Here is a 20,756-nt window from a genome sequence, read left to right on the forward strand (position 1 = left end):
TCACTCAAGTCCAAGTTCAAGCACGCTGTCTCTCCACTCTGCGCAGCTTGGTCATTCCCGGTTCGAATGTATAGGGAACATAATCCGTCTGTGGCACAATACACTCAAGCCGCTCCCCCAGTTTCAGCAGTTGACGCTGCACCTCGGTCTTTACCAGCTCGAGATCATCAATATTCCCCCCAAGTCGAAGAGCGATTTCCAATGATCCGTCCATACGCTGAACGACCCGGTAGTGCTCCAGATCCGAAGAAGCGGCAATGACCGCACGGGTGATGAAGTCCGGAAATACAGGTACTTCCTCGCTTGTATCACGATGTGAAAAATAAAGCGTATCATCACAGCGGCCTTCAATCCGCTCAATGGCAGTAAAGGGAGAGCCGCAGTCACATGGGACGGCCGCCTCGGTTAGAATGTCATTCAGCCGATAGCGGATTATCGGCTGTGATGTTCTGGAGAAGTCCGTAATAATGGGGACAAATCGCCGGGAAGCAGGATCAATAAACTCTTTTTCGATATGGACAATATCTTCATTCAAATGCAGTGTGCCAAGACGGCAGGTCGCACCCAGAAAACCCTCTGTACATTGGTAGACTTGATGAATGGTTTGACCAAAGACACGCGCCAGCACCTTGCGATCGAGCGGATCCAGGACTTCGGCCACAGAGATGATTTTCTCGGGTGACACGGTCAACGAACCCGCTTGATAAGCATCGGCCAGCATTCTCAGCATGGATGGGGGAGCTACCCACACGGTAGGACGATACTCTTCCATACGCTCGACCAAGGTATGCACGGGTTCCAGCAGATCAAAATATCGAAATTGCAGCTTGCCCCGCTGCACCGACTCATACAGATTACTGTTAGCCCGCAGGAAAAAGGCTATCTTGGCAGGCTTCCACAGCCCACCAGGCAGCAGTTTGGCCAGCACTGTCCCCGTCCAGGCGTCCTGCTCCCGCTCACTCACAAGAAATAATCCCCGGTTCCCCGATGTCCCGGAGGAAAGACCAACCGTAATGCCTTGAACGGACGGCTTAAAATCACGTGTGTCCTCACTTTCACCTGCGAGGGTCATGGCTTCGTTCTTCGAAATCCCGACCGTGTTGAGCTGATCGAAATGCTGCATCATGATCGTTTTATCGATTATTGGAAAGCTCCTCCAGGTGGATGTTTCAGCATCTCCCCACCACTCTCGGTAAAACGGAGACTGTACACGAACTCGCCCGATATGCCGAAGGATCTGACGTTCCTGCCAGTGTTCGAGCTCCTTACGTGATTTCCATTTTCGCAGTCCACGTGCCAATGCATAATGATAGACTATACGCATGGTGCTCATATGTAATTCCCTCCCGTCCCCCACGCATTCAGCGCTTCCAGGCAGTGGCTGGGTACAATCCGAATCTCGGGAAACTGCTGGTGCAGCCGAACGAGCTTGTCAAAATTCATTCTGTATTCGGAGCGATCTGACATGATGATGCCTGCCAGTGCATGCGGTCTGCGCTGTTCACGGAAAGCCCGGCTAGACCAAACCGCATCCGCGCACAGGAAGTAGTCCTGTTCCCCCGTGCTGAGCAGGATGCCCATCATGCCTTCTGCATGACCCGATACCTCTACACCAAGCAGGCTGCCATCACCAAAAAGATCGTATACCTCAGAAAAAGGGAAGTCGTCTCCCGCCTTCGTCCATCTCTCAGATTGTCTCATCACGGGCAAAGAACGGTCTGCAAAATCTCCCGGCAAAAGTCCGGATAGAAACCCGGCTTTCACTGCAGCAACCGGGCCGAGTGGTCGCACGGCCTCATACGCTTGGGGCAGATAGATGAACTGCGCCTCCGGGAAGTCACGCACCCCTGCGATATGGTCGCCGTGAAAATGGGAGAGAATAATGAAACGAATATCCACCGCTTTTAAACCTAACCGAGCAAGGAATTGTACCGCACTGTCCTCTTCACGATACACCACAGGTGTAATATGTCGATACAACGCATTGGGCAGATGTGCCGTCTCCTTGAAGAAACGGGAGCTGTATCCCGTGTCCAGCAGCATCGGACCATGCACGGGATGAATAATACAGGCAAAGCCTGCAGGAAAGGGCACTGGCCGTAAACTTCCGCCCCGAATGGTCAGAAACTCCGGATGGGTACAGAGGCCTGCCGCCCCCAGATGAAGTTCTACCTTCGTTGTTGTCAGCATGATTCTGCCCTCCACCAATCTGCAAACTGCTGCAGGCCTTCTTCAATGGTTACTCGCGGTGTATATCCTATCCGCTCTCGGGCTTCATGAATATTCAGCGTTTGCGGAATGGCTAACGAACCCACGGTGTATCTGGTTAGCTGCGGTTCGCCAAGCATAGGCAGGAGACGATGCACACTCTCCAGCAGCGATGCTGCTCCATAAGCAGCTCTGTAGGGAATATTTCGGCGATGCAGCGGCATACCCAGTAATTCAAACAGATGACTCACCAGTTCGCGAAACGGCCTCGGGTCGCCATTGGAAATATTGTATGCCCTCCCCAGCGCTGCAGACGGCGCATTCCAGCATAACAGCAGCGCATCCACGACATTATCCACACAGGTGAGATCAATGACAGCCTGGCCGCCGCCAATCATGGGCACACCTGATTTACGGTTAGCTGCAACGATTCTGGGAAAAAGCGTCTGATCATACGGACCGAAGATGGCTCTCGGGCGAATCATGATGGACGGAAGTCCATTCGCATGGGCATGCAATACCACTTGCTCTGCCATTCTTTTGGTCGCTGCATAATGATTCGCTGGTTTGGCTGGCATGGGGTCATCCTCATGAATGTCATACCGGGGTATATAATTAAAATACACACTGGGCGTTGATACGTGGATGAATCGCTGTACCCCCGCTCGCCTGCAACCATCGACCAAATGCTGCGTCGCTTCCACATTGCTGCTGTAAAAGTCCTGGTATTTGCCCCAAGGCGACGATAGCGCCGCACAGTGGAAGACAGCATCCTGATGGGTACATGCCTCGGCTGCTACTGACTTGTCACGCAGGTCACCTTGATAAAATTGAATACCATGGGCTTCCAGCTGCATACCATATTCTTTTTTTCGGCCCATGCCCGTCACTTTCCAGCCCTGTTCTGCAAGCCTTAGCGCCAGATGTCTGCCCAAACAGCCTGTTGCTCCTGTAACCAATGCTCTATTCATGGTTGTTCACCGTTCCATTCTATGTCGTGAGTCAATGCTTCAGTCAGAGATAGCTTGTACTTGCGTGCAAGACGCCAGGCGGATAGCACAACGGCCACTTGTTCCAGCATGGGGCGTCTATCATTCTGAATGTGTACGACATCTCTAGTACCTCGCCAGGCAGTCATCCATGCTCGCCACTTATCCCGTCGTCCCATCTGCTGCAATCCGCTGCCCAGCATCGGCAGCATGAGCATGGCCCTGCTGTGCTGCTTGGGCGTTATCAGGATACCTTCCTTCACCAGCGACTCAGGCGCAGTGATGGCTCGTACCAATTCATCTCCTGGGTAGAAGAGATGGATTCCACTCGTAGCCCTGGGATTACACTCAATTGCAACCACCCGGCCCTCCGTTCCTTCAATAAAATCAAAACCAATCTGACCACTAAATCCGGTAGCCTCTACAAATTGCTGAACCCACTCATATGTACCCTCGTGTTCCACGTGTTCGAAATAGACACTAGCCCCGACACTGCCTGTGCGATAGCGGCTGTCATACGTGGTATGAGCCACCATGTTCCCTTCATGCGCAACGCTGTATGTGCACAATGCTCGCCCAGAAACGTAAGCCTGAGCTACCCAGGGGAGGGCTGATGATATTTCTGCCTCACTCGGAGGAACGTTCCGTGAGCCCGGCATGCGAACTCTGGCGGCAAATCGGGAATATACCGGCTTCCATACCCACTTCCGGTCCGTTTCCAGAACCGATTGGGTTTGAATCCATTCTTCACGGCTGCGAACCAAACGCGTATCCGGTACAGCAAGGCCCATAGATTGCGCAAGCTGGATAAAATGAAACTTGTGATGCAGCTTATGCAGCTGCTCCAGTGGAGAAACAAGAACGTGGCAATACGGACGCAATCTCTCTGCTCCCTGCGCAATATAGAACACTTCTTCACACATCGGAAGTAGCAGGTCGATCTGCGATGCTTGAATAATCCGTTCGAGCTCAGACAGATATTGCGCCGTTTCATGACGCGGGGATGGTACAACAAAGCATTGCTCCACTGCACCGGACAATCTGCATAGATGACGTGATGCACTCTCCGCAACATACACACGATAACCTGCGCGCTTGAGCATGCGTGCCAGATCTAGTGTAACGGGAGCACGCCCCCCAGTGAGTAATACATTTCGGATTGCAGCAGCGTCATTCGATTCTCTCAATCTAGTAATCAAAAATAAGTCCTCCCAATGACAATCCAGCGGCCGTTCCGATCAGGAGCACCCGATCACCTCGCCGAATACGCTGCTGCTTGATCGCCTCATGCAGTCCCATGGGAATGGATGCGGCAATGGTATTCCCATGGTTTCGTGTAATGTCCATAAAGCGGTCTTCGGAAATATTTAATTTTTTGCGGATCAATCTCATGGCCATGGCACTGCCCTGATGCGGAATGACCAGCTTAAAATCTTCCATCCGGTTTCCGGAGGCCTTCAGCATATCGTCCATGAATCCGGGAAGAAGCCTGGAAGCCATCCGGAAGATCGCCTGCCCATCCATGTGAAAAAGGTAAGGCTCCGGCTGATCGGCCACATAATTGGAGGCATGCAGCCGTGTCCCCCCACCAGCAATTTCCGAGAATCTCGCCCCTCGGCTGTAGGTCTTCAGGGAAGCATGCACAATCCGGGAAGATTGCCCTTCTTCGGAACGTTCGATAATGACCGCAGCGGCTCCATCGCCAAAGAGGGCCGCACTCTCCTTATCCGACCAATTCAAACCTGCAGAGGCAATCTCCGTTGCTACGAGCAGTACCCGGCGATAACGACCCGCATCCACCATATAGGAAATGACGTCCAGACCGTTTAGGAAACTCAAACAGGTTGCATCCATATCGAATGCCGGTATGCCTGATTCCTGTTCTCCCATGGCTTGTTGAATGAATACCGCTGTACTTGGCAAAGGCTGCTCCTTCGTACCGCTGGTGCACACCAGACAGTCGATGTCGGCAAATCGCAGTCCTGCGTCGGCAAGCGCAGCTTCTGCAGCCCTCGCCCCCATGAACGAAGACGTTTCCTGACCGGAAGCATAATGGCGAACACCTACGCCCGTGGCTTTGGACACCCAACCTGCCGGCACATTCAAGCGGATATCCAGCTCCTCGTCCGTTACCTTTTGCTCCGGCAGATACTTGCCCGTTCCGGCAATTCTCACTCTTCTAAGTTGCATTTCCCCAACCTCTTTCTGTTTCATCTGACTGATCAAATGACTTTTACTCTGCACCAGAGATCCCGAAACGCCAGCAGACCCGAATCTCCAGAACATACAGCAGAAGGGCAGATCATCTGCCCTTCCGAATGAAACATTATATTCAATATTGTTATTCCGTAATTCAAACTATTTCAGAATCTCATCTAGTGCAGTGTCGAGCGTATCGTATATAAACGTGAACCCTTCCTGCTCTATCCGCTCTGGGATAACCCAGCGGCTTTTGAGGACCAGCTCCGTTTCGGTCCGAATAAATCGCGCTCCTACTTCAAGCATCCAGCGAGGAGAAGGAAGCCCAATGCGGACGCCCATATGACGTCTCAGGCTCTCCATCAGTTGGCGATTGGTAACCGGATGCGGAGACGAAGCATTAAACACCCCTTCAAGTGCTGGATGCTGCTGAAGATAAAGGACCATGCGAAACAAATCTTCAATATGAATCCAGCTGAACTGCTGTGTTCCGGGTCCCTGTGACCCACCCAAGCCAAAACGCACCAGATTTGTAAGCGGCTCCATGACGCCGCCTTTGCCAAGCACAATCGCAATTCGCAAGGCAATCTGGCGGGTAGAAGGCAGACTGAATTCGAAGAAAGCCTGTTCCCACGCCTTGGCAACATCCACCGAGAATCCGGAGCCAATCTCACCTTCTTTTTCTGTCATGGGGCGATCTTCTGCATGTCTGTATATCGTGGCCGTACTTGAATTGATCCATAGTTTAGGCGGATGTTCACATTCAAGGATAGACTCGCCAAGAATACGTGTCGTGCTGGTCCTGGATTCTAGGATAATCCTGTGATTCTCGTCGGTGTAACGACAGTTTACAGATTTCCCGGCCAGATTAATCAACATTTCGGCACCTTCAAGTGCTTGCCTGATACCATCGGAGTCCTTCCAGGCTATATGACCTGGCTGACGTGAGATGATGAGCACCTCATATCCAAGTTTCCTGAATCTTTGTGCAAAATCCTGACCGACAAATCCCGTACCTCCGGCCAATACAACCTTCTTCACGTGATCCCCTCATTTCCATAAGGATAAGACAATCCCTCATATATGGATAAACACGGTTACTGCACGTTTCGTTCGATGTTATCTGGCACCCATGGCTGCAAACAGCCGATCCCGCTCTTGAATAGCCCAGGTGTTTGACGGATTCTGCTCCAGCTGATAACGGAGTTCATCATAGAAATCATGAATCATAAATCCTTCAGGCAGTGTCCCAAGCATGCTTGCAAAATCATACTCCGGCAGGGCCCTCTGTCCTTCCCCAACCTGCTTCAGCCAGGTCATCCACGAGACAAGATCAAGCACTTCTTCCTGCCACAGTTCTGCCTGTAATCCCAGGGCATCCTGAAGCTGCTCATAGGCAGACGGATCAGGGAACTGGCGACAGGCCTTAACAGCCAGGTCATACAGTTCCATTAGAGCAGGCCGAACTTCATGCTTGACGTCCATGTCCAAGCCTTCCGTGAAATCCTCAACCCGGATGCTTGAGCCGTCATCATATAATAATGGTGCTTGTGCAAGCAGGCGTACAATTTCTTCCATGTCGTTCGTTGAAATCTTCTTTTGCTCATAGAGAGCAGGTAACAAATAAGTGGTAATCGTCATTCACTCCTACATCGTTCATCTATTAATGACGTATATTATAACATGATTTGGCTGAGTATCCTTGAATTCACTTGAACAACGACAAAAAGCAGTCAAGCCAGAATCCATTCTGCTCAACTGCTTTTTGCACCATGTTATGAATTTGAACCTCATGAAACTTTTAAATGAATAGAGAAGATAACTCTACATAAAAGCCTTGACCACCGCAAAATACTCACGGATCATGTTGATCGGTTTCAGGTATCCCGGAGACGGGGCAGAAATGCCGTATTCGGCAGCGTAGCCATTTTTGGCAGCCAAGTACTTGGAACGGAACATATGGTAGTCACTGGTGATAATCATGATCTCGGGGTGCTCCAGCCCCGCTTCGTCTATGATTTTTTTGGAAAAGGCCATATTCTCCTGCGTGCTGGTTGACTTGTCTTCCATAATTACCTGGGCTGGCGTAATCCCCTGTTCTACAAGATAATTTTTCATGGCGAGTGCTTCTGGTATAGACTCCCCTGGCCCCTGGCCTCCGGATACAATAACCGGCGTCTGCGGGTGGTTGCGGATATAGTCCAGACTGGCATCCAGCCTCTGCTTCAGCGTCAGTGATAACTCTCTGCCTTTGATGCCTGACCCCAGGATAATGACATAATCCGCCTGCTCCGGATCATTCGCATTCAGCTGTGTAAATACCAGTGCTTCAATAATGACAAAGGAAACGGCACCAATACCGAACACCGTTAACAAAATACGCTTAAGCACCATGTGCTTCTGGTAGTCAATCCGTCGTAGTATGATAAAAGCCACCGTAAGCAGCCCAAAAAACATCACCGCGAAATTTCGGCCCCAGAGTATCAGAAAAACGATAAAACAGGCTACGAAAACAAGATCAATGATCATGCCTTTATCTTGAATAAACTTTTTCATTAACCGGGTAACACTCCTTCTTAAACCTGCACCGCTCGGTTCTCTACGGATCCCATAACCAGGCTGTTGTATACCAAATAAACAAATGATATGAATGTTCGTTACGACCCAAATCTGCCACCAGGCTCCATGGATCGTATGTAAGCATGTTCGCTAGGAGGTCCATTACGACCCCTGAAACTCATCCCTTCACAATTGTGAGCTTCGGCCATTGCTCCTGCCAGCGCTTCTTCTCTACACGCCGGTTGTACTCCATGACATTCTCGTATAATGGACTGCGGCGAACAGTTAACGCATACAGGTCATCTAATCCATGCGGGGCACAGAACCCAATCTGGTCCTGTTCATCCAGCTGAACGCCTATGGCCGTTACGATCTCAGGCCAGTATCGCAGGGCATCTTCTGTAGACTGATAAGGCACTGTGCCATTGCGCAGATGCATTCTCGCCTGGTTTTTCACAGACCACTTGGGATTGCCTGTCGCCTTCCGCAGCTGCTGCTCCAATTGTACATCGCGCCCTTCATCCAGGTCCTCGGGATCGAAGTATACCACATCAATATCGCTGTGCAGTTCGCGCCGAGTATATCCATGGAGAAGATCCAAATGTAATTACGAATATACCCCACACCGATGTAACACTGAGGCAGCTCCAGGCTCCGAACCTGCCGCAAATCAAGCATTAATTTCTCATGTGCCTTAATGGACTGGATGAATCTCTCCTCAAGCAGCACCTGATCCTCTCCTTACTTCTTTGCTCTTTAGGTTCTATTTGACTCTACCTCTTTGAACTCGTCTGACTCCAATATACCATGCTTAAGTACCTTCGATAAAATAGATAAATCCCCTCAGCCCATACCTGGAAGATCATCTTGGACAGATGCTCCTTAAGGTATGTCTCCACTGAGGGGATTTGAAAGGTTTATTTGGAAGCTTCAGAAGCCCGGAACAGCAGCAAGGACATACACCATGTATCCATGACCTGGAATTGGAATCATCCCCACATGCCGATCAGCAGGATTCCACCAAAAATGATGATGGAGCAGAGAATTCGCTTTTTCCCCTGCTGCTCTTTTAACAATAAAATGCCGAGGAACGCCGCAAATACCGTTCCCACTTCACGCAAAGGGCCCAATCTCGCCATGGGAGCCTGCTCTAAAGCAAACAGGAATAACAGGTACGAACCTGGGTTCAAAAGTGCCCCAAGCATAATGGTGGATCGGTTCACTTTCCACTCCTGGCGTAGTTGCCGGGAAGCCAGGAGCGCCGGTGTCAGTCCGGCAACAAATCCGATGTTTGTCACCTCAAGCAACGATAAGGGCGAGATATGCTGCAGGTTTAATTTGTCCACAAATACATAACTGGTCGTGCATAGTCCCACACATAAAGCCATCAATACTGGCTTCAATCCCTGTGTCCGTGAGCCCTGCTTGGCATCTTTTCCTCCTACCCCGCTTAGTACCAGAAATCCACCGAGCATGCAGGCAATCCCGATCCATCCGAACGAAGACAGGGTTTCTCCCAGGAAAAAGACACCGATCAGAGGCACCAGCAAGGTACTCGTTCCCCGCATAATCGGATAAATCTGAGACAAGTCACCAAGCTCGTAGGTTTGGGATAACAGCCAGGAATATAACGCTTGCAGAGCCATCGACAAAACCAACAGGGCATAAGCTGGCATGGTTAAGGGTTCACGTACCAACTCCACAATGAGTACAGGCAGCAGGATGACGGTAGGAATCATCATAATGGACCACAGAAACACACTTTTATTCAAACTTCGTTTGGTGAACATGCTCCAGACGGCATGAGCCATTCCGGATGCGAGCACCAGAAATATCGGTAAAATCATACGTTATTAATTCCTCTCTAATCGCCTTGCTCTAATGAACTCTATTTCGCTGAAGTGCTCTCAGGTTGATGTTCCGACTGTTCCATGACAAGTGATCCGTCTTCAAGACGAATCCAGGTATCGAAGCTGCGCTGACCTGCCTGCAGCTGAATGACCCTTCCTCCGCGCAGCATACCTTCTCTTCCATAGGTATTGTGCCCGCTCGAGCGCCCGTAACAGAGACGAATGCCGTGTAGTTCGCCGTGAAAATCATTCACGTGATCATGTCCGCAGAACGTCCCCATCACATCTCCCATCTCCAGCAGCGCCGAGAACAGACCGGAGTTGACTTGTGCAGCACAGACCGGTTCGTGCTTGCTGCCGTAACATGTCTGAGTGTCCCACATCACTTGATATTCCGGAATCGGGATATGGAAAAACGCCAAGGCTGGAAGCTTCTCCCCGCGGCTGCGGCCGGGATTCACGCGTGTGGATTCAGACATCAGCCACTGGATCTGATTGGGCTGAACCCAACCATAACCGGGGATCTCCGGGAACGAAGAATAGCTTCCCGAATCAAGAAAATACAACACGGCTGCGGGAGTGCCATCCACTCCTGCAATCTCAAGTGTGTAATTGCCCAGGCCTGCAATTTCTCCCGGACCCGGTTCCGTTACCGTATGGTGATGCTCCTGAATGACATCCATCAGACCAGCCGGTGTAATCCGATTTTCGGTATCATGATTACCATACACAAATGCCCACGGAATCCCACATTCCTCCACAACAGATACGGCTTCGCGGAAGGCCTGTTCTGGATACTCGCACGCCTTTTTCCCTGGATCAACGGGTCCTGTGTAGATTACATCTCCCGTAAATACAACCAGGTTCGGCTGCTCTGTTTCGATGACCGTTTTCATCAACTGACGGGTACGCAAGTCTTCAGGCCGACCATCTTTCCAATGCAGATCCGTGAACTGAACAATTTTGAACGTTTCATCCGCTTGAAATGCAAGCTGACGTCTCATATCGGTTCCCCCTAATGGTTCGTTATGTACATACACCACATCTCTGTGGTTTTTTGTGGTTTCATGTTGATTATTTGATCCGATCTTATCTCCACCTCTTCATCCTGTCAATACATTTATTCCGGTCATGCAACAAGCATACTGTAGCTAGAAGTATAAAAATTAACGTAGAATAGAAAAAGTACGAAATGGAATACGGGAGGACATTGTATGTCATTAACCTACGAAGAACGAAGACAGACCATTCTAGCTCAATTGGCCACCCAGGGAAAAGTTCAGGTGCAGCTGCTGGCTGACCACTTTCAGGTATCAACGGAGACCATCCGGCGCGATTTGGACCGGCTTGAAAAAGAAGGAGAATTGCGTAAAGTCTATGGCGGTGCAGTACGTGTGCGCTCAGGAATGATTGAAGACCCTTTTCAGAAGCGTTCATTATTGCAAATGACCGAAAAACAACGTATCGGCGCTGCTGCAGCATCTCTGATTGAGGATGGGGAAACCGTAATGCTGGACAACGGGACAACGACGCTTGAAATCATGCGCCAGCTGAAAAATCGGTCGCAGATCACGGTTATTACCAACTCTGTGCCCATTCTTGCCTGTGCTCTGGAGGATTTCGCAGGTAAGATCATTTTTGCCGGAGGCGATATCAATCCAGCGGTACAAGCCTCGACGGGTCATCTTGCTCATGAATTGTTGAATCAATTCAAAGTCAATAAAGCCTTCATCTCTGCCGGCGGTATATCGTTAACGGATGGCATCACAGATTATATGCTGGAGGAAGCCCTGATCTCCCGTAAGATGATGGAACGTGCGGAGGAATCCATTCTTGTAGCGGACCACACCAAATTTGGACGCTCCACCTTTGCGCAGATTGCACCCCTGGATCAGATCTCCATGGTCATCACGGACGATGGATGTCCCGCAGAGTGGGTAGACACGCTGCACGGAATGGAGATTGAAATGGTTCACAGAATTTGACAATCGAATTGAATTGTTATAATTTGGGGTATAATGATCGTTCTATCTGATTCTAAAGGGAGAGATTGCAGCTATGAGCAGCAAAAAGGAAATGCTGTTGAACGTGGCAGAAAATTTATTCTATCATCATGGATTTCACTCCATTGGCCTGAAGCGGATTATCACGGATGCAGATATTGCTATCATGACTTTATATAATCACTTTGATTCCAAGGATGACCTCATCGTGGAGGTTCTTCTTCGTAGAGAACAGCGATATCTGGAACAGCTGAGACAGTATGCCGATAACAAGGCACAGCCCCTGTTTCTGAATTTAGCTGAAGGGCATGCACGCTGGCTGATGGAGCACGAGTCCCGGGGTTGTATGTTCTTGCGTGCCAAGGAAGAGTTTGGCGGCGATCCGGAACATGTGATTGTTCAAGCTGTGCATACGCACAAAAAACATGTGATGACCCTGATAAAAAAATTGGATGCGTCCATTACGGATCGGGATATGATCCGATTTTCCCTACTCTTGGAGGGCTCCACCGCGCTCGCTGAGACTCAAGATGTAAGTATTGTCTGCCGGGAACTGCTTGACATGACTCGAAACAGTTTCAAGTTGTCCCACACCGGGTGAGTTATAGTTCAACTCACTTTTTTTATTTCAGCAGAAATATAATGATCGTTCTATCTAAAAAGGCGGTGGATATGTTGAAAAGAATTATTTTTCCCGGAATTGCACTTATTTCGGTATGTTATGCGTTTGGAAGATTCAGTTATGGTCTGTTTATGCCGGAAATTTCGGAATCGCTGCAGCTGAATGATACCCAGTCGGGTGCAATCAATTCGGCTACTTATATTGCCTATTGTCTCTCTTTAATCATTGCACCTTTGATTATTAATCGCATCGGTCACTACCCGGTTATTCAAATGGCAGGCATAAGCGCCATACTTGGTTTACTTGGCATCGCCCTTTCTCCAAATGCCTTGGTCCTAACCATAGCCGTATTTCTCGCCGGACTGAGCACAGGCCTGGCTTCTCCTGCCTTGGGTAACACCGTCTATGCGGAACTTCAGCCTGAGCAGCAGGCCCGAGGTAACAGCTGGATTAACACGGGAACAAGCTTCGGCATTATCGTTTCCGGTCCAATTTATCTATTGTTCAGTGAATACTGGCGCTGGTCCTATATTTTTTTCGCCGTTCTTGGTGTTTTGGTTTTGCTGTGGAACAGACGCGTTCTTTCGCCACGCAAAACCGAACCTTGCACCAAATCACTCTGGGCATGCATGAAACCTACTAGACCTGGTATGGCTCTGCTTATGGCTTCCCTATTGACAGGCTTTAGTTCTGCAATCTATTGGACGTTCGCGCGAAGCTTTCTGACGGACGAAAAAGGGGCCTCCGATTCGGAAGCCGTATTGTTCTGGATTGTGATGGGGATTTTGGGGATTTTGGGCGGATGTGCCGGCCGAATTATCGAACGAATTGGAATCGGGCGTTCCTATCATGTCGGTATCCTGCTGCTCGCCATCTCCCTTGGTGTTATTATTCTGCCATCCATGACCGCGAGCCTGACGTCTGCCGTTATGTTCGGGAGCACCTACATCTTCCTGACCAGCGTGTTTATCGTGTGGGCGACCAGACTATTTCGTCCAAATACGTCGATTGGGATTAGCCTTGCCTTTCTTGCACTGGGTGCGGGGCAGTTCTTTGGCTCTTCCATTGCGGGTTACACGATTGATGCATTCTCCAATACGACAGCATTTATCGCGTTTGCGGTGTTGGGGCTGTTTGGATTGCTGATTCGGGTCAAAGTAGCAGATTGACGTCTAGCAGCTATACGGTCGACACATTCGCGGCACATCGGAAACTGATGTGCCCAGTGGATGTATCCGGTGTGTTTGGAATTCTTGCTGCCACTCGGTAACGATTGCAGTAGGAGCGATGGCATAGGTAGGAACCCCCTTTTAACACCTTGCGGACTTCATCGTACAATTTAGAATCAGCCATTACAGGCTTCTCGTGATTTGTGACGTAGTTGTCCGCACACCATTCCCACACATTGCCTGCCATGTTATACAATCCGTACCCGTTCGGTGGAAATGATCTGGATGGAGCCGTACCCGCGTAACCGTCCGCTGCATTGTTTTTGGTTGGGAAAACGCCCTGCCATATGTTGCAGTAGTGCTGGCCTTCAGGCCGCAAGGTATCTCCCCAAGGGTATTTCTTCTGAATCAATCCCCCACGGGCTGCATATTCCCACTCGGCTTCGGTTGGCAACCGTTTACCAGCCCAGTGACAATAGGCGTTAGCATCATTCCAGGAAATATGGATAACCGGATGGTCACCCCTGTCACGGATATGCGAGTCCGGACCTTCAGGGTGTGCCCAATCTGCACCTTCAACAACCCACCACCAGGGCGTTTGCTGAACTACTGTTCGAACTTGTGCTGCCGTTTGCGAAGGGACGAACGCATGGAACACAAAGGACCAGCCAAATTGTTCAGCCTCAGTCTGATAGCCTGTCTGCCTTACAAATCGTTCAAACTCAGCATTGGTGACCGTACAGGCATCCAGGTAAAAGGAGTCTACCTTGACCTCCCTGACAGGTCCTTCTCCATCGGCTGCAAAGGCCTCGGGGTCATTCGTACCCATCAGGAAACGTCCACCTTCAATTAAGATGCGTCCCGATTCCTTCTCACCAGCCGATGGCGAATCAAGCTCACTGGAAGCCAAAACCTCCGATGTGCTAGAAGGAACGGTCTTCTCCTTCAACTGCCCGCCTCGACTTGCAGCACAGCAGCAGGATGATGTGCTTTGGCGAAGCTGATCATGCATCTGAAACATCTCCTTCCGCGGGATTATGGCCTAGTCCTTATTGTACACAGCTGGACGAATATTCGGATACGGAGGTTCTGACATGCCGTCACCCAGATAATAATCCGTCAGGAGGGATTGCATGTATCCTTTTACAGCCAGGCCATTGCGATATGCCGGATTATGCGGCAGTGTGTAGATGCGGACGTCAGAAGGTATCGTTGTTGTGTACAGGCGCAGCTCCTTGAAGTCACTTGTTTCGTAGAGAACCTCTTCTCTCCAGTCTCCAAGCAGATCACCGTACAGAATGGGAGCATTTCTGGAATTCACACGAATATCATCTGCGGTAAACAGACGTATCGTACCATTCTGATCCCAGTCCCACTTTTCCACAAAATTCTTGTCCAGCAGTTCACCCAGCACATCCCCGTCCCACCAAATTCTGAAATTGGTCGAAGGCTGGACTGAACTGATCACTTCGCCGTCCACGTTGTAAATATTGCCTGAGCTGGACCACATCTCAAGCCCGCGGTGCCGCGGATCAATATCGGCCAGTGTCCCCCGTGCAACGTCCTGCGGAAGTTCTCCTGTGCGAATAATTTCGCCCGTTTTCGCATCGGCATAAAACCAAGGAAATTGATTAACATTTCCATTCTCGGCCTGCTGGATACCGAATTGTTCCAATCCCGGCCGACTTGGATCGATATCCGTGATATGGAAACGATCGCCATGAACTACACCAGGCAGACTGTATAACGTTTCTCCGTTATCATCCAGTGCCCAGCCGCCAAAGGAAACCTCGTCCTTCCCATACTCATCGAGATCTAATATGCGAATCTGGTGGAAAAATTCGCCGTCCGCTCCGGCGTGTCTCCAACGCTCGTTCAATGCTCCACCTGTATAGTCATAAGCTGACGTCATATACTGAAAATTGCGACTAAGTGCACGATTCTTAAGTGCTGTAATTAAGCTGGGATGCTCCCCGTCCAGATAGGCAATGCCGAAGTGGCCGCTGAGCGGACCATCGGCTGCATAATCATTGGCAATGGTTGTGCGTGCTGCCTCTCTACCAGTCAATCCATCCACCACAGACACATATTGCGCACGCTCGGCTGAAGCAGAGATAACCTTGCCATCCGCAAAGATCACACCTTCAAAGGTACGCAGCAGCACTTCGGCCTTCCCGTCACTATTGAGGTCAAACACGGTAATATTGTCGTTATCCCGCCACCCGCCAAGTCCTGCAACCCCGAATTCGCTGACGGAAGCAGGTGGCGCGTTATAGGTATCAATGGTTGTAACACTATAGGGACCGAGATCAATCCGCCAGAGAAAGCCTTCGGTCAGGCTGTACGCCTCCACATATTTGTTGCCTCCATTAACAGGGATCCGGGTCACCACAACTTCGTATTCTCCATCGCCATCCAGATCACCTGGCCAGCCATGCTGCACAAAATAATCGGAAGGATTGGACGTTATGTCTTGCAATGGAATACGGAAGTAATTGCGAATCTCAGGGTCGACTGCGAGCTCCACCTCTGCACTTTTCCCTTGCAAAGTCCCACTCACGTAAGACTTCACAATATACGTATGACTCTGGGTTACATCTACATCCTCATCTGTGTAGTTCGTTCCTTGGGCAAGTGGCTGATCATTCAGCTTGATCTCTTCGGACCCAGTACGGCGATAAATATCAAATGTAACCTGCCGTGGCTCGGTACCCAGCAGACGCCAGCTAAGATATACTTTGTTATCACCCAGATATACGGCAGTAAGACCTCTTCCCAGATCTTCAACCAGGCGCGGCACAGACCCTCCTGCAGCATGTGCCCGAGGTATACTGCCTTCCGGTGAAGTTATACCAGACAACACTATCAATCCACCCAAAAGCCAGGTTAACCATACTCTATTTTTTCTTGCTGCAGTCGTTATGGATTTCATCAACGCTTCCCCTCCATTATTTGGATTAACCTACCACTATACATATCGAAAAAGGCAAAGCCTACTACCTCCTCCCCATGACCCAGTCGAGTGAGATCGACTGATCTGGTTTAGTGATAATCGCTTTGCCTCCGGCTGCCCGGTCAACAGCTATTTCTATCCAACCTGTTCTTACTTGTCAACGGGAGAAGTTTTCATTAGGAAATGTCAGTGAGTATTAGAGCAACTATTGCTCTCACGACTCTAACGGCTTGGTTCCTCCACGATCGTAGAAAAACGGGCCCTTCGCCCAGCTAACCGCCAGATGCATCAGCAGCTCCGTCTTCAACTGCTCCCTGATGCTGGCATGCTGCTGTTCTTCATACAGATTCGTCCATTCATGCGGATCAGCAGTCAGATGATACAATTCGCCCCTGGTTTCATGCACTCTGGAAGCAGACTCCGCGACAGAACCTTCAATGTACAGAATAAGCTTCCACTCCGCTGTCCGCCACATATAAGCTGGCGCTGAATGGGGCGCCGTTACACCTTTGCCATGAAATTCGCAAAATGTTCCGCGGTGCCGGAGATTGCCCAGCAAATCCACCCCCGGTAACATCGGGTTCGCGGCAAGTCCTGCTGCTCGCGTTAACGTCGGTACCAGGTCCACCAGCTCCGCTGGCATCCGGTCCATCGTTCCCCGCTTGTCAGGCGGAATGTAGGTACCCGCCAGGATGAGCGGCACTCTTACGCTGCTGTCATACAGATTATATTTGGTGAAGCGGTACTGCCTCTCTCCCAGCATTTCTCCATGATCCGATACAAATACAATCAGTGCATGGTCCAGCCTTCCCAGTTTCTCCAGCTTCTCCAAAGCCTGTCCAAAATAATGGTCCAGCCAGGAGCAGTTTGCCCAATACCTGAGCGTGGTCCTCCGCCGCTCTTCCGGACTTCGTTCCTCCCACACTCTCTTCTTGTCGAGGTACGCATCACGACTATTCCCGTTCAGATCATCCGAAGCTGCCAGATGCGTTGAAGCTTCATCTTTCCATGGCGGCTGAGGAATATCCGGGATGTCCTCCAGCTTGTAGAGTTCTTCAAACTCCCGAGGTACATTGAATCCCGCATGCGGCTTCAGGAAGGACAGATAAAAAAACAATGGCCTTTCCGGGTCTATTCCCTCATCCAAAAAATGTAGTGCCTGCTCGGCTACCCATCCGTCTCGATGCTGATTCATGGGAATCTGGCTCGTAAGACCCGTGTAGCCGTTGACGTTTTCCTCTCCGCCACCAAAGTCCTTCGTCTCCTGATGGTAAGCTTCAAGCGCTTCAGGATGAGAATCTCCCATCATGGTAGCCCCTTGCTCGTAATGACCGCTCTGCCGGGAGAGGCCGATGAACCTCACTTCGAACCCGCGTGTAGAGGGTTCATCCACGCCTTCGCCATGATTCCAATGGGTTTTCCCGAATCCGGCTGTTTGGTACCCTGCTCGCTGCATCAACTCAGGTAGCGGCTCGGACGGCAATTTGTCTTCCTCAAAGAGACCGCCGTAATTCGTGCGAACTCCAAGCTGTGATGGGTAATATCCCATCATCATCGAACTACGGCTTGGTGCACACATTGGAGATTGGCATACCGCTTCACGGAACGTAATCCCCTCCGAAGCAAGTCGATCCAGATTCGGCGTATGAATATGTTCGTTAAATGTTCCAATGCAGTCCCATCGCTGTTGATCCGTCATCAGAAAAATAATGTTGGGCTTCGCCTGTGACACGTTAAATTCCACTCTCCTTAGTCCAGAAGATTAGACGGAGCAGTTGCCCCGAGTATGCTCACGCTGCTTACGAACGTCCTCCCGATATCGACTGGGCGTCGTTCCCTCGCTTTTCTTGAACAAACGGTTAAAATAACTGGGCTGGTAACCAACCTGCTCTGCAATTTCATTGATTTTGACGTCTGTGGATTCGAGCAGTACCTTAGCCCGACTGAGTCTCACCTCTGTCAAATAGTCCACAAAGTTCTGTCCGAATGCCTGCTTGAATTCCCGGCTTAACGTGTAGGAGTGAATTCCGTGAATGTCTGCGAGTTCATCCAGCGATAACGCTTCTGCATACTCTTGTTCGGCATGCTCCTTGATCTGATGCACAGCCATCTGTATCTGCTTCTCCTCCTTGCCAGTGAATTCCTCCACGCAAACATGCACGATTCGTTCCTTGAACCATGAGAATAACTCATCCAGGTCACCCAGCTGCAGCACCTCTTCATACACCGCCAAACCAAATAGTTGTACCGGATCTTCGCCTAACTGCAAAAGGGTGTGTTGGATCCGGGCGAGCAGTTGAAAAACTGCCTGTCTGGCCTGATTCTCTGTAGCTTCTACATGGGCGTAGCTGCCAATGAACAATCGGAAGCGCTCCATGGCTGTTTCCTGATCGCCGTTACGTAAGGCCGCAATGATGTCCTGTTCCAATTCAAGCGGATACGTTCCCTGTTCCTTCCTATCCTGCTCTGCCTTTTCATTCATATCGATGATGCCTGCACCTGAAGAAAACTGCCTTTGCCTCAAAACAGCTCTCGACTCTCTGACCAGCTGCGGTATATGAGAGGCATCGGATGTGATCTTGCTAATGGAGATCGTCAAACGTACATCCAACTCGGACTGCACGGTCTCCAACCATCGCTGCCCTACTGCAATGAATTGTTCCCGGAATGCAAGAGCCTCCGGTTGGTCATCTGGAGAAATGGCGAGCAGCAGAGCGATCGACATGTCGTGATAATTGAGTATTTCTGAGGGGTAGGGGAAATCTTCGAGCTGTGTTCCCAAAATCTCGGCTGCTGCCAAACTGATCCATTCTGGTGATTCACTCCGATTGATGTAGCCGCCCTCTTGAAGGGTAACAGCACTTGGACGTATATGAGCCAGCATAATCATGAACTGCTCGTCGTGGAGATTCCATCCCACTTGGGACAGACGTTCCCGCCATTCACGGTCACTGGGTAACAGCAGATGACCTAGCGTCAGCTGGATCAGCAGACTCTCCCTCGCGAGTGGTAGATGTTCCTCCAGCCGCCGCTGGAGGGATTCACGTTCCCGATTCACGCCAATCCAGTGCTGTTCGATATGCTTGATTTCATCCAGCTGCACGGCCGAGCTAGACGATGCCGCTCCAATTGTCCATGAAGTCCGAGCAGGAACAGTACCCTCTTCGGCCTCACCGTTTGCAGTAAATATTCGTAGCAATCTCGTGAATGGCTTGTAGAGCTGTAGCGAACCAATCCATGACAGGAGCAGAGCCAGTAACAATCCACCTCCGTTAATGAGCAGAACGATTCGGGGTACTGACACAATCGGAGCTACAATTTCATTCAACGGAACCGCAGATATGTAGGTCCAATCTGTACCCAATCTTCGAAAAGTTCCTGACTGAATCGAATAGGTCATACCCTCGTATTCCATCAGGAAGGAGCTGGGCTTCTCTTCAAGCTTGAGCACATGTTCACGGACAGCACGCTGTAATCCACCCAGATTTTGGTCCTGCGGAAGCAATGGTACTCCCTGTTCATTCAGCAAAAAGGTCGTCCCGCCCTCATACGGAGACAAGGTTTGCAGCATGCTGCCAAACTGTTTGTTATCCAAGGTTATAGTTAACGCACCCAGAGAATCATCACTGCCATTCGGAAGCCGATTCACCATCATCATGGAGGCGCCATCCAAGGAACGGGACCAATAGGTGGCACGCGGCTGTTCAGTCAGGCTGTGGTACGTTTCAATTTCCTTAGGGTCGCTTATAAAATCATATCGCTCCGAATCCATCTTCACCGCTCTGGGTTCTTCAAGATACAGTTGAACCTTGCCAATCAGCGTATTGGAATTCTGAATCATCAGGAGCAATCGATAGAGCTCATGAACCTGCTTGTACTTGTAGACAAAATCAAGTTCCTTCAGACGGTTATCGAACACCGGATCGAAGGCCCACTGTGAGAAAGTCAGTTCAAGCGCATCCAATTGTTCGCCGACCCATGCGGTGCGTTGTTCAAATTGCCGCAGATGCGTTTGCTGCAAAATATGTTCCATTTTGATAGTAATCCATCCATACAGCAGCACTCCCGTAATGACTCCCGGAATGCAGGCGATCAACAGAATCATCATCAGGCTGCGCCTGAAATAACGCCCTTTGGGCATAGGATCTCGTGTACGCTTGAATAACATCTCGCTGTACCTCCTTTCCGGAAATACCCGCCTGAA

General features: G+C 50.2%; 18 protein-coding genes. 3 read left to right on the forward strand and 15 right to left on the reverse strand.

All coding sequences use genetic code 11. The annotated features are described in order from the left end of the window. Positions 1 to 16: 16 nt before the first annotated feature. The 11 genes from CHH60_RS10535 to CHH60_RS10585 all read right to left on the reverse strand — a co-directional run bounded on the left by CHH60_RS10535 (position 17) and on the right by CHH60_RS10585 (position 10,809). Positions 17 to 1,333 carry a F390 synthetase-related protein gene (locus CHH60_RS10535; RefSeq protein ID WP_095359157.1) on the reverse strand — a complete coding sequence of 439 codons (1,317 nt, stop codon included), beginning with the start codon at positions 1,331 to 1,333 and terminating at the stop codon, positions 17 to 19. Next, a complete protein-coding gene (locus tag CHH60_RS10540) occupies positions 1,330 to 2,190 on the reverse strand; it encodes an MBL fold metallo-hydrolase (RefSeq protein WP_095359158.1) in 861 nt (286 codons plus the stop codon). Before CHH60_RS10540 ends, CHH60_RS10535 begins: the two co-directional genes overlap by 4 nt. Further along, positions 2,184 to 3,179 carry an NAD-dependent epimerase/dehydratase family protein gene (locus CHH60_RS10545; RefSeq protein WP_095359159.1) on the reverse strand — a complete coding sequence of 332 codons (996 nt, stop codon included), beginning with the start codon at positions 3,177 to 3,179 and terminating at the stop codon, positions 2,184 to 2,186. Before CHH60_RS10545 ends, CHH60_RS10540 begins: the two co-directional genes overlap by 7 nt. Next, positions 3,176 to 4,396, reverse strand: coding sequence for an ATP-grasp domain-containing protein (locus CHH60_RS10550; RefSeq protein WP_255247887.1), 1,221 nt, complete (start codon positions 4,394 to 4,396; stop codon positions 3,176 to 3,178). The genes CHH60_RS10545 and CHH60_RS10550 overlap by 4 nt, the downstream gene beginning before the upstream one ends. Beyond that, entirely contained in the window at positions 4,386 to 5,387 is a 1,002-nt protein-coding gene (locus tag CHH60_RS10555; protein ID WP_095359233.1) for a beta-ketoacyl-ACP synthase III, read from the reverse strand. The genes CHH60_RS10550 and CHH60_RS10555 overlap by 11 nt, the downstream gene beginning before the upstream one ends. A gap of 168 nt (positions 5,388 to 5,555) precedes the next feature. Next, positions 5,556 to 6,437, reverse strand: a complete 882-nt coding sequence (locus tag CHH60_RS10560; RefSeq protein ID WP_095359160.1) for a TIGR01777 family oxidoreductase — start codon at positions 6,435 to 6,437, stop codon at positions 5,556 to 5,558. Between the two features lie 78 nt (positions 6,438 to 6,515). Next, positions 6,516 to 7,037, reverse strand: coding sequence for a hypothetical protein (locus CHH60_RS10565; RefSeq protein WP_095359161.1), 522 nt, complete (start codon positions 7,035 to 7,037; stop codon positions 6,516 to 6,518). A gap of 183 nt (positions 7,038 to 7,220) precedes the next feature. After that, positions 7,221 to 7,952, reverse strand: a complete 732-nt coding sequence (locus CHH60_RS10570; protein ID WP_095359162.1) for a YdcF family protein — start codon at positions 7,950 to 7,952, stop codon at positions 7,221 to 7,223. 181 nt (positions 7,953 to 8,133) lie between these two features. Further along, complete coding sequence (locus CHH60_RS10575; RefSeq protein ID WP_369680179.1) at positions 8,134 to 8,556, reverse strand: nucleotidyltransferase family protein; 423 nt, start codon at positions 8,554 to 8,556, stop codon at positions 8,134 to 8,136. A 388-nt stretch (positions 8,557 to 8,944) separates the two neighbouring features. Then, positions 8,945 to 9,802, reverse strand: coding sequence for an EamA family transporter (locus CHH60_RS10580; RefSeq protein WP_095359163.1), 858 nt, complete (start codon positions 9,800 to 9,802; stop codon positions 8,945 to 8,947). 41 nt (positions 9,803 to 9,843) lie between these two features. Then, on the reverse strand, positions 9,844 to 10,809 hold the full coding sequence (locus tag CHH60_RS10585; protein WP_095359164.1) for a metallophosphoesterase family protein: 966 nt from the start codon (positions 10,807 to 10,809) through the stop codon (positions 9,844 to 9,846). A gap of 210 nt (positions 10,810 to 11,019) precedes the next feature. Between CHH60_RS10585 and CHH60_RS10590 the strand changes: the two genes are divergently transcribed. The 3 genes from CHH60_RS10590 (at position 11,020) to CHH60_RS10600 (ending at position 13,599) form a co-directional block, all read left to right on the forward strand. Beyond that, positions 11,020 to 11,790, forward strand: coding sequence for a DeoR/GlpR family DNA-binding transcription regulator (locus CHH60_RS10590; protein ID WP_095359165.1), 771 nt, complete (start codon positions 11,020 to 11,022; stop codon positions 11,788 to 11,790). Positions 11,791 to 11,863: 73 nt separating this feature from the next. Further along, the gene (locus CHH60_RS10595; protein ID WP_095359166.1) at positions 11,864 to 12,409 is read left to right on the forward strand and encodes a TetR/AcrR family transcriptional regulator; all 546 of its coding nucleotides are present in this window, start codon (positions 11,864 to 11,866) and stop codon (positions 12,407 to 12,409) included. 74 nt (positions 12,410 to 12,483) lie between these two features. Continuing rightward, a complete protein-coding gene (locus CHH60_RS10600; RefSeq protein ID WP_095359234.1) occupies positions 12,484 to 13,599 on the forward strand; it encodes an MFS transporter in 1,116 nt (371 codons plus the stop codon). Positions 13,600 to 13,609: 10 nt separating this feature from the next. Here CHH60_RS10600 and CHH60_RS10605 read toward each other — a convergent pair whose 3' ends face one another. The 4 genes from CHH60_RS10605 to CHH60_RS10620 form a co-directional block, all read right to left on the reverse strand. Further along, entirely contained in the window at positions 13,610 to 14,611 is a 1,002-nt protein-coding gene (locus CHH60_RS10605; protein ID WP_095359167.1) for a formylglycine-generating enzyme family protein, read from the reverse strand. Positions 14,612 to 14,641: 30 nt separating this feature from the next. Beyond that, on the reverse strand, positions 14,642 to 16,531 hold the full coding sequence (locus CHH60_RS10610) for a rhamnogalacturonan lyase family protein (RefSeq protein ID WP_095359168.1): 1,890 nt from the start codon (positions 16,529 to 16,531) through the stop codon (positions 14,642 to 14,644). Positions 16,532 to 16,766: 235 nt separating this feature from the next. Beyond that, the gene (locus CHH60_RS10615; RefSeq protein ID WP_095359169.1) at positions 16,767 to 18,284 is read right to left on the reverse strand and encodes a sulfatase family protein; all 1,518 of its coding nucleotides are present in this window, start codon (positions 18,282 to 18,284) and stop codon (positions 16,767 to 16,769) included. Positions 18,285 to 18,314: 30 nt separating this feature from the next. Then, positions 18,315 to 20,720 (reverse strand): helix-turn-helix domain-containing protein, encoded by a 2,406-nt coding sequence (locus CHH60_RS10620; RefSeq protein ID WP_095359170.1) that lies wholly within the window; start codon positions 20,718 to 20,720, stop codon positions 18,315 to 18,317. Positions 20,721 to 20,756: the final 36 nt, after the last annotated feature.

Source organism: Paenibacillus sp. 7523-1 (assembly GCF_002276415.1).
Lineage (GTDB): Bacteria > Bacillota > Bacilli > Paenibacillales > Paenibacillaceae > Paenibacillus > Paenibacillus illinoisensis_A.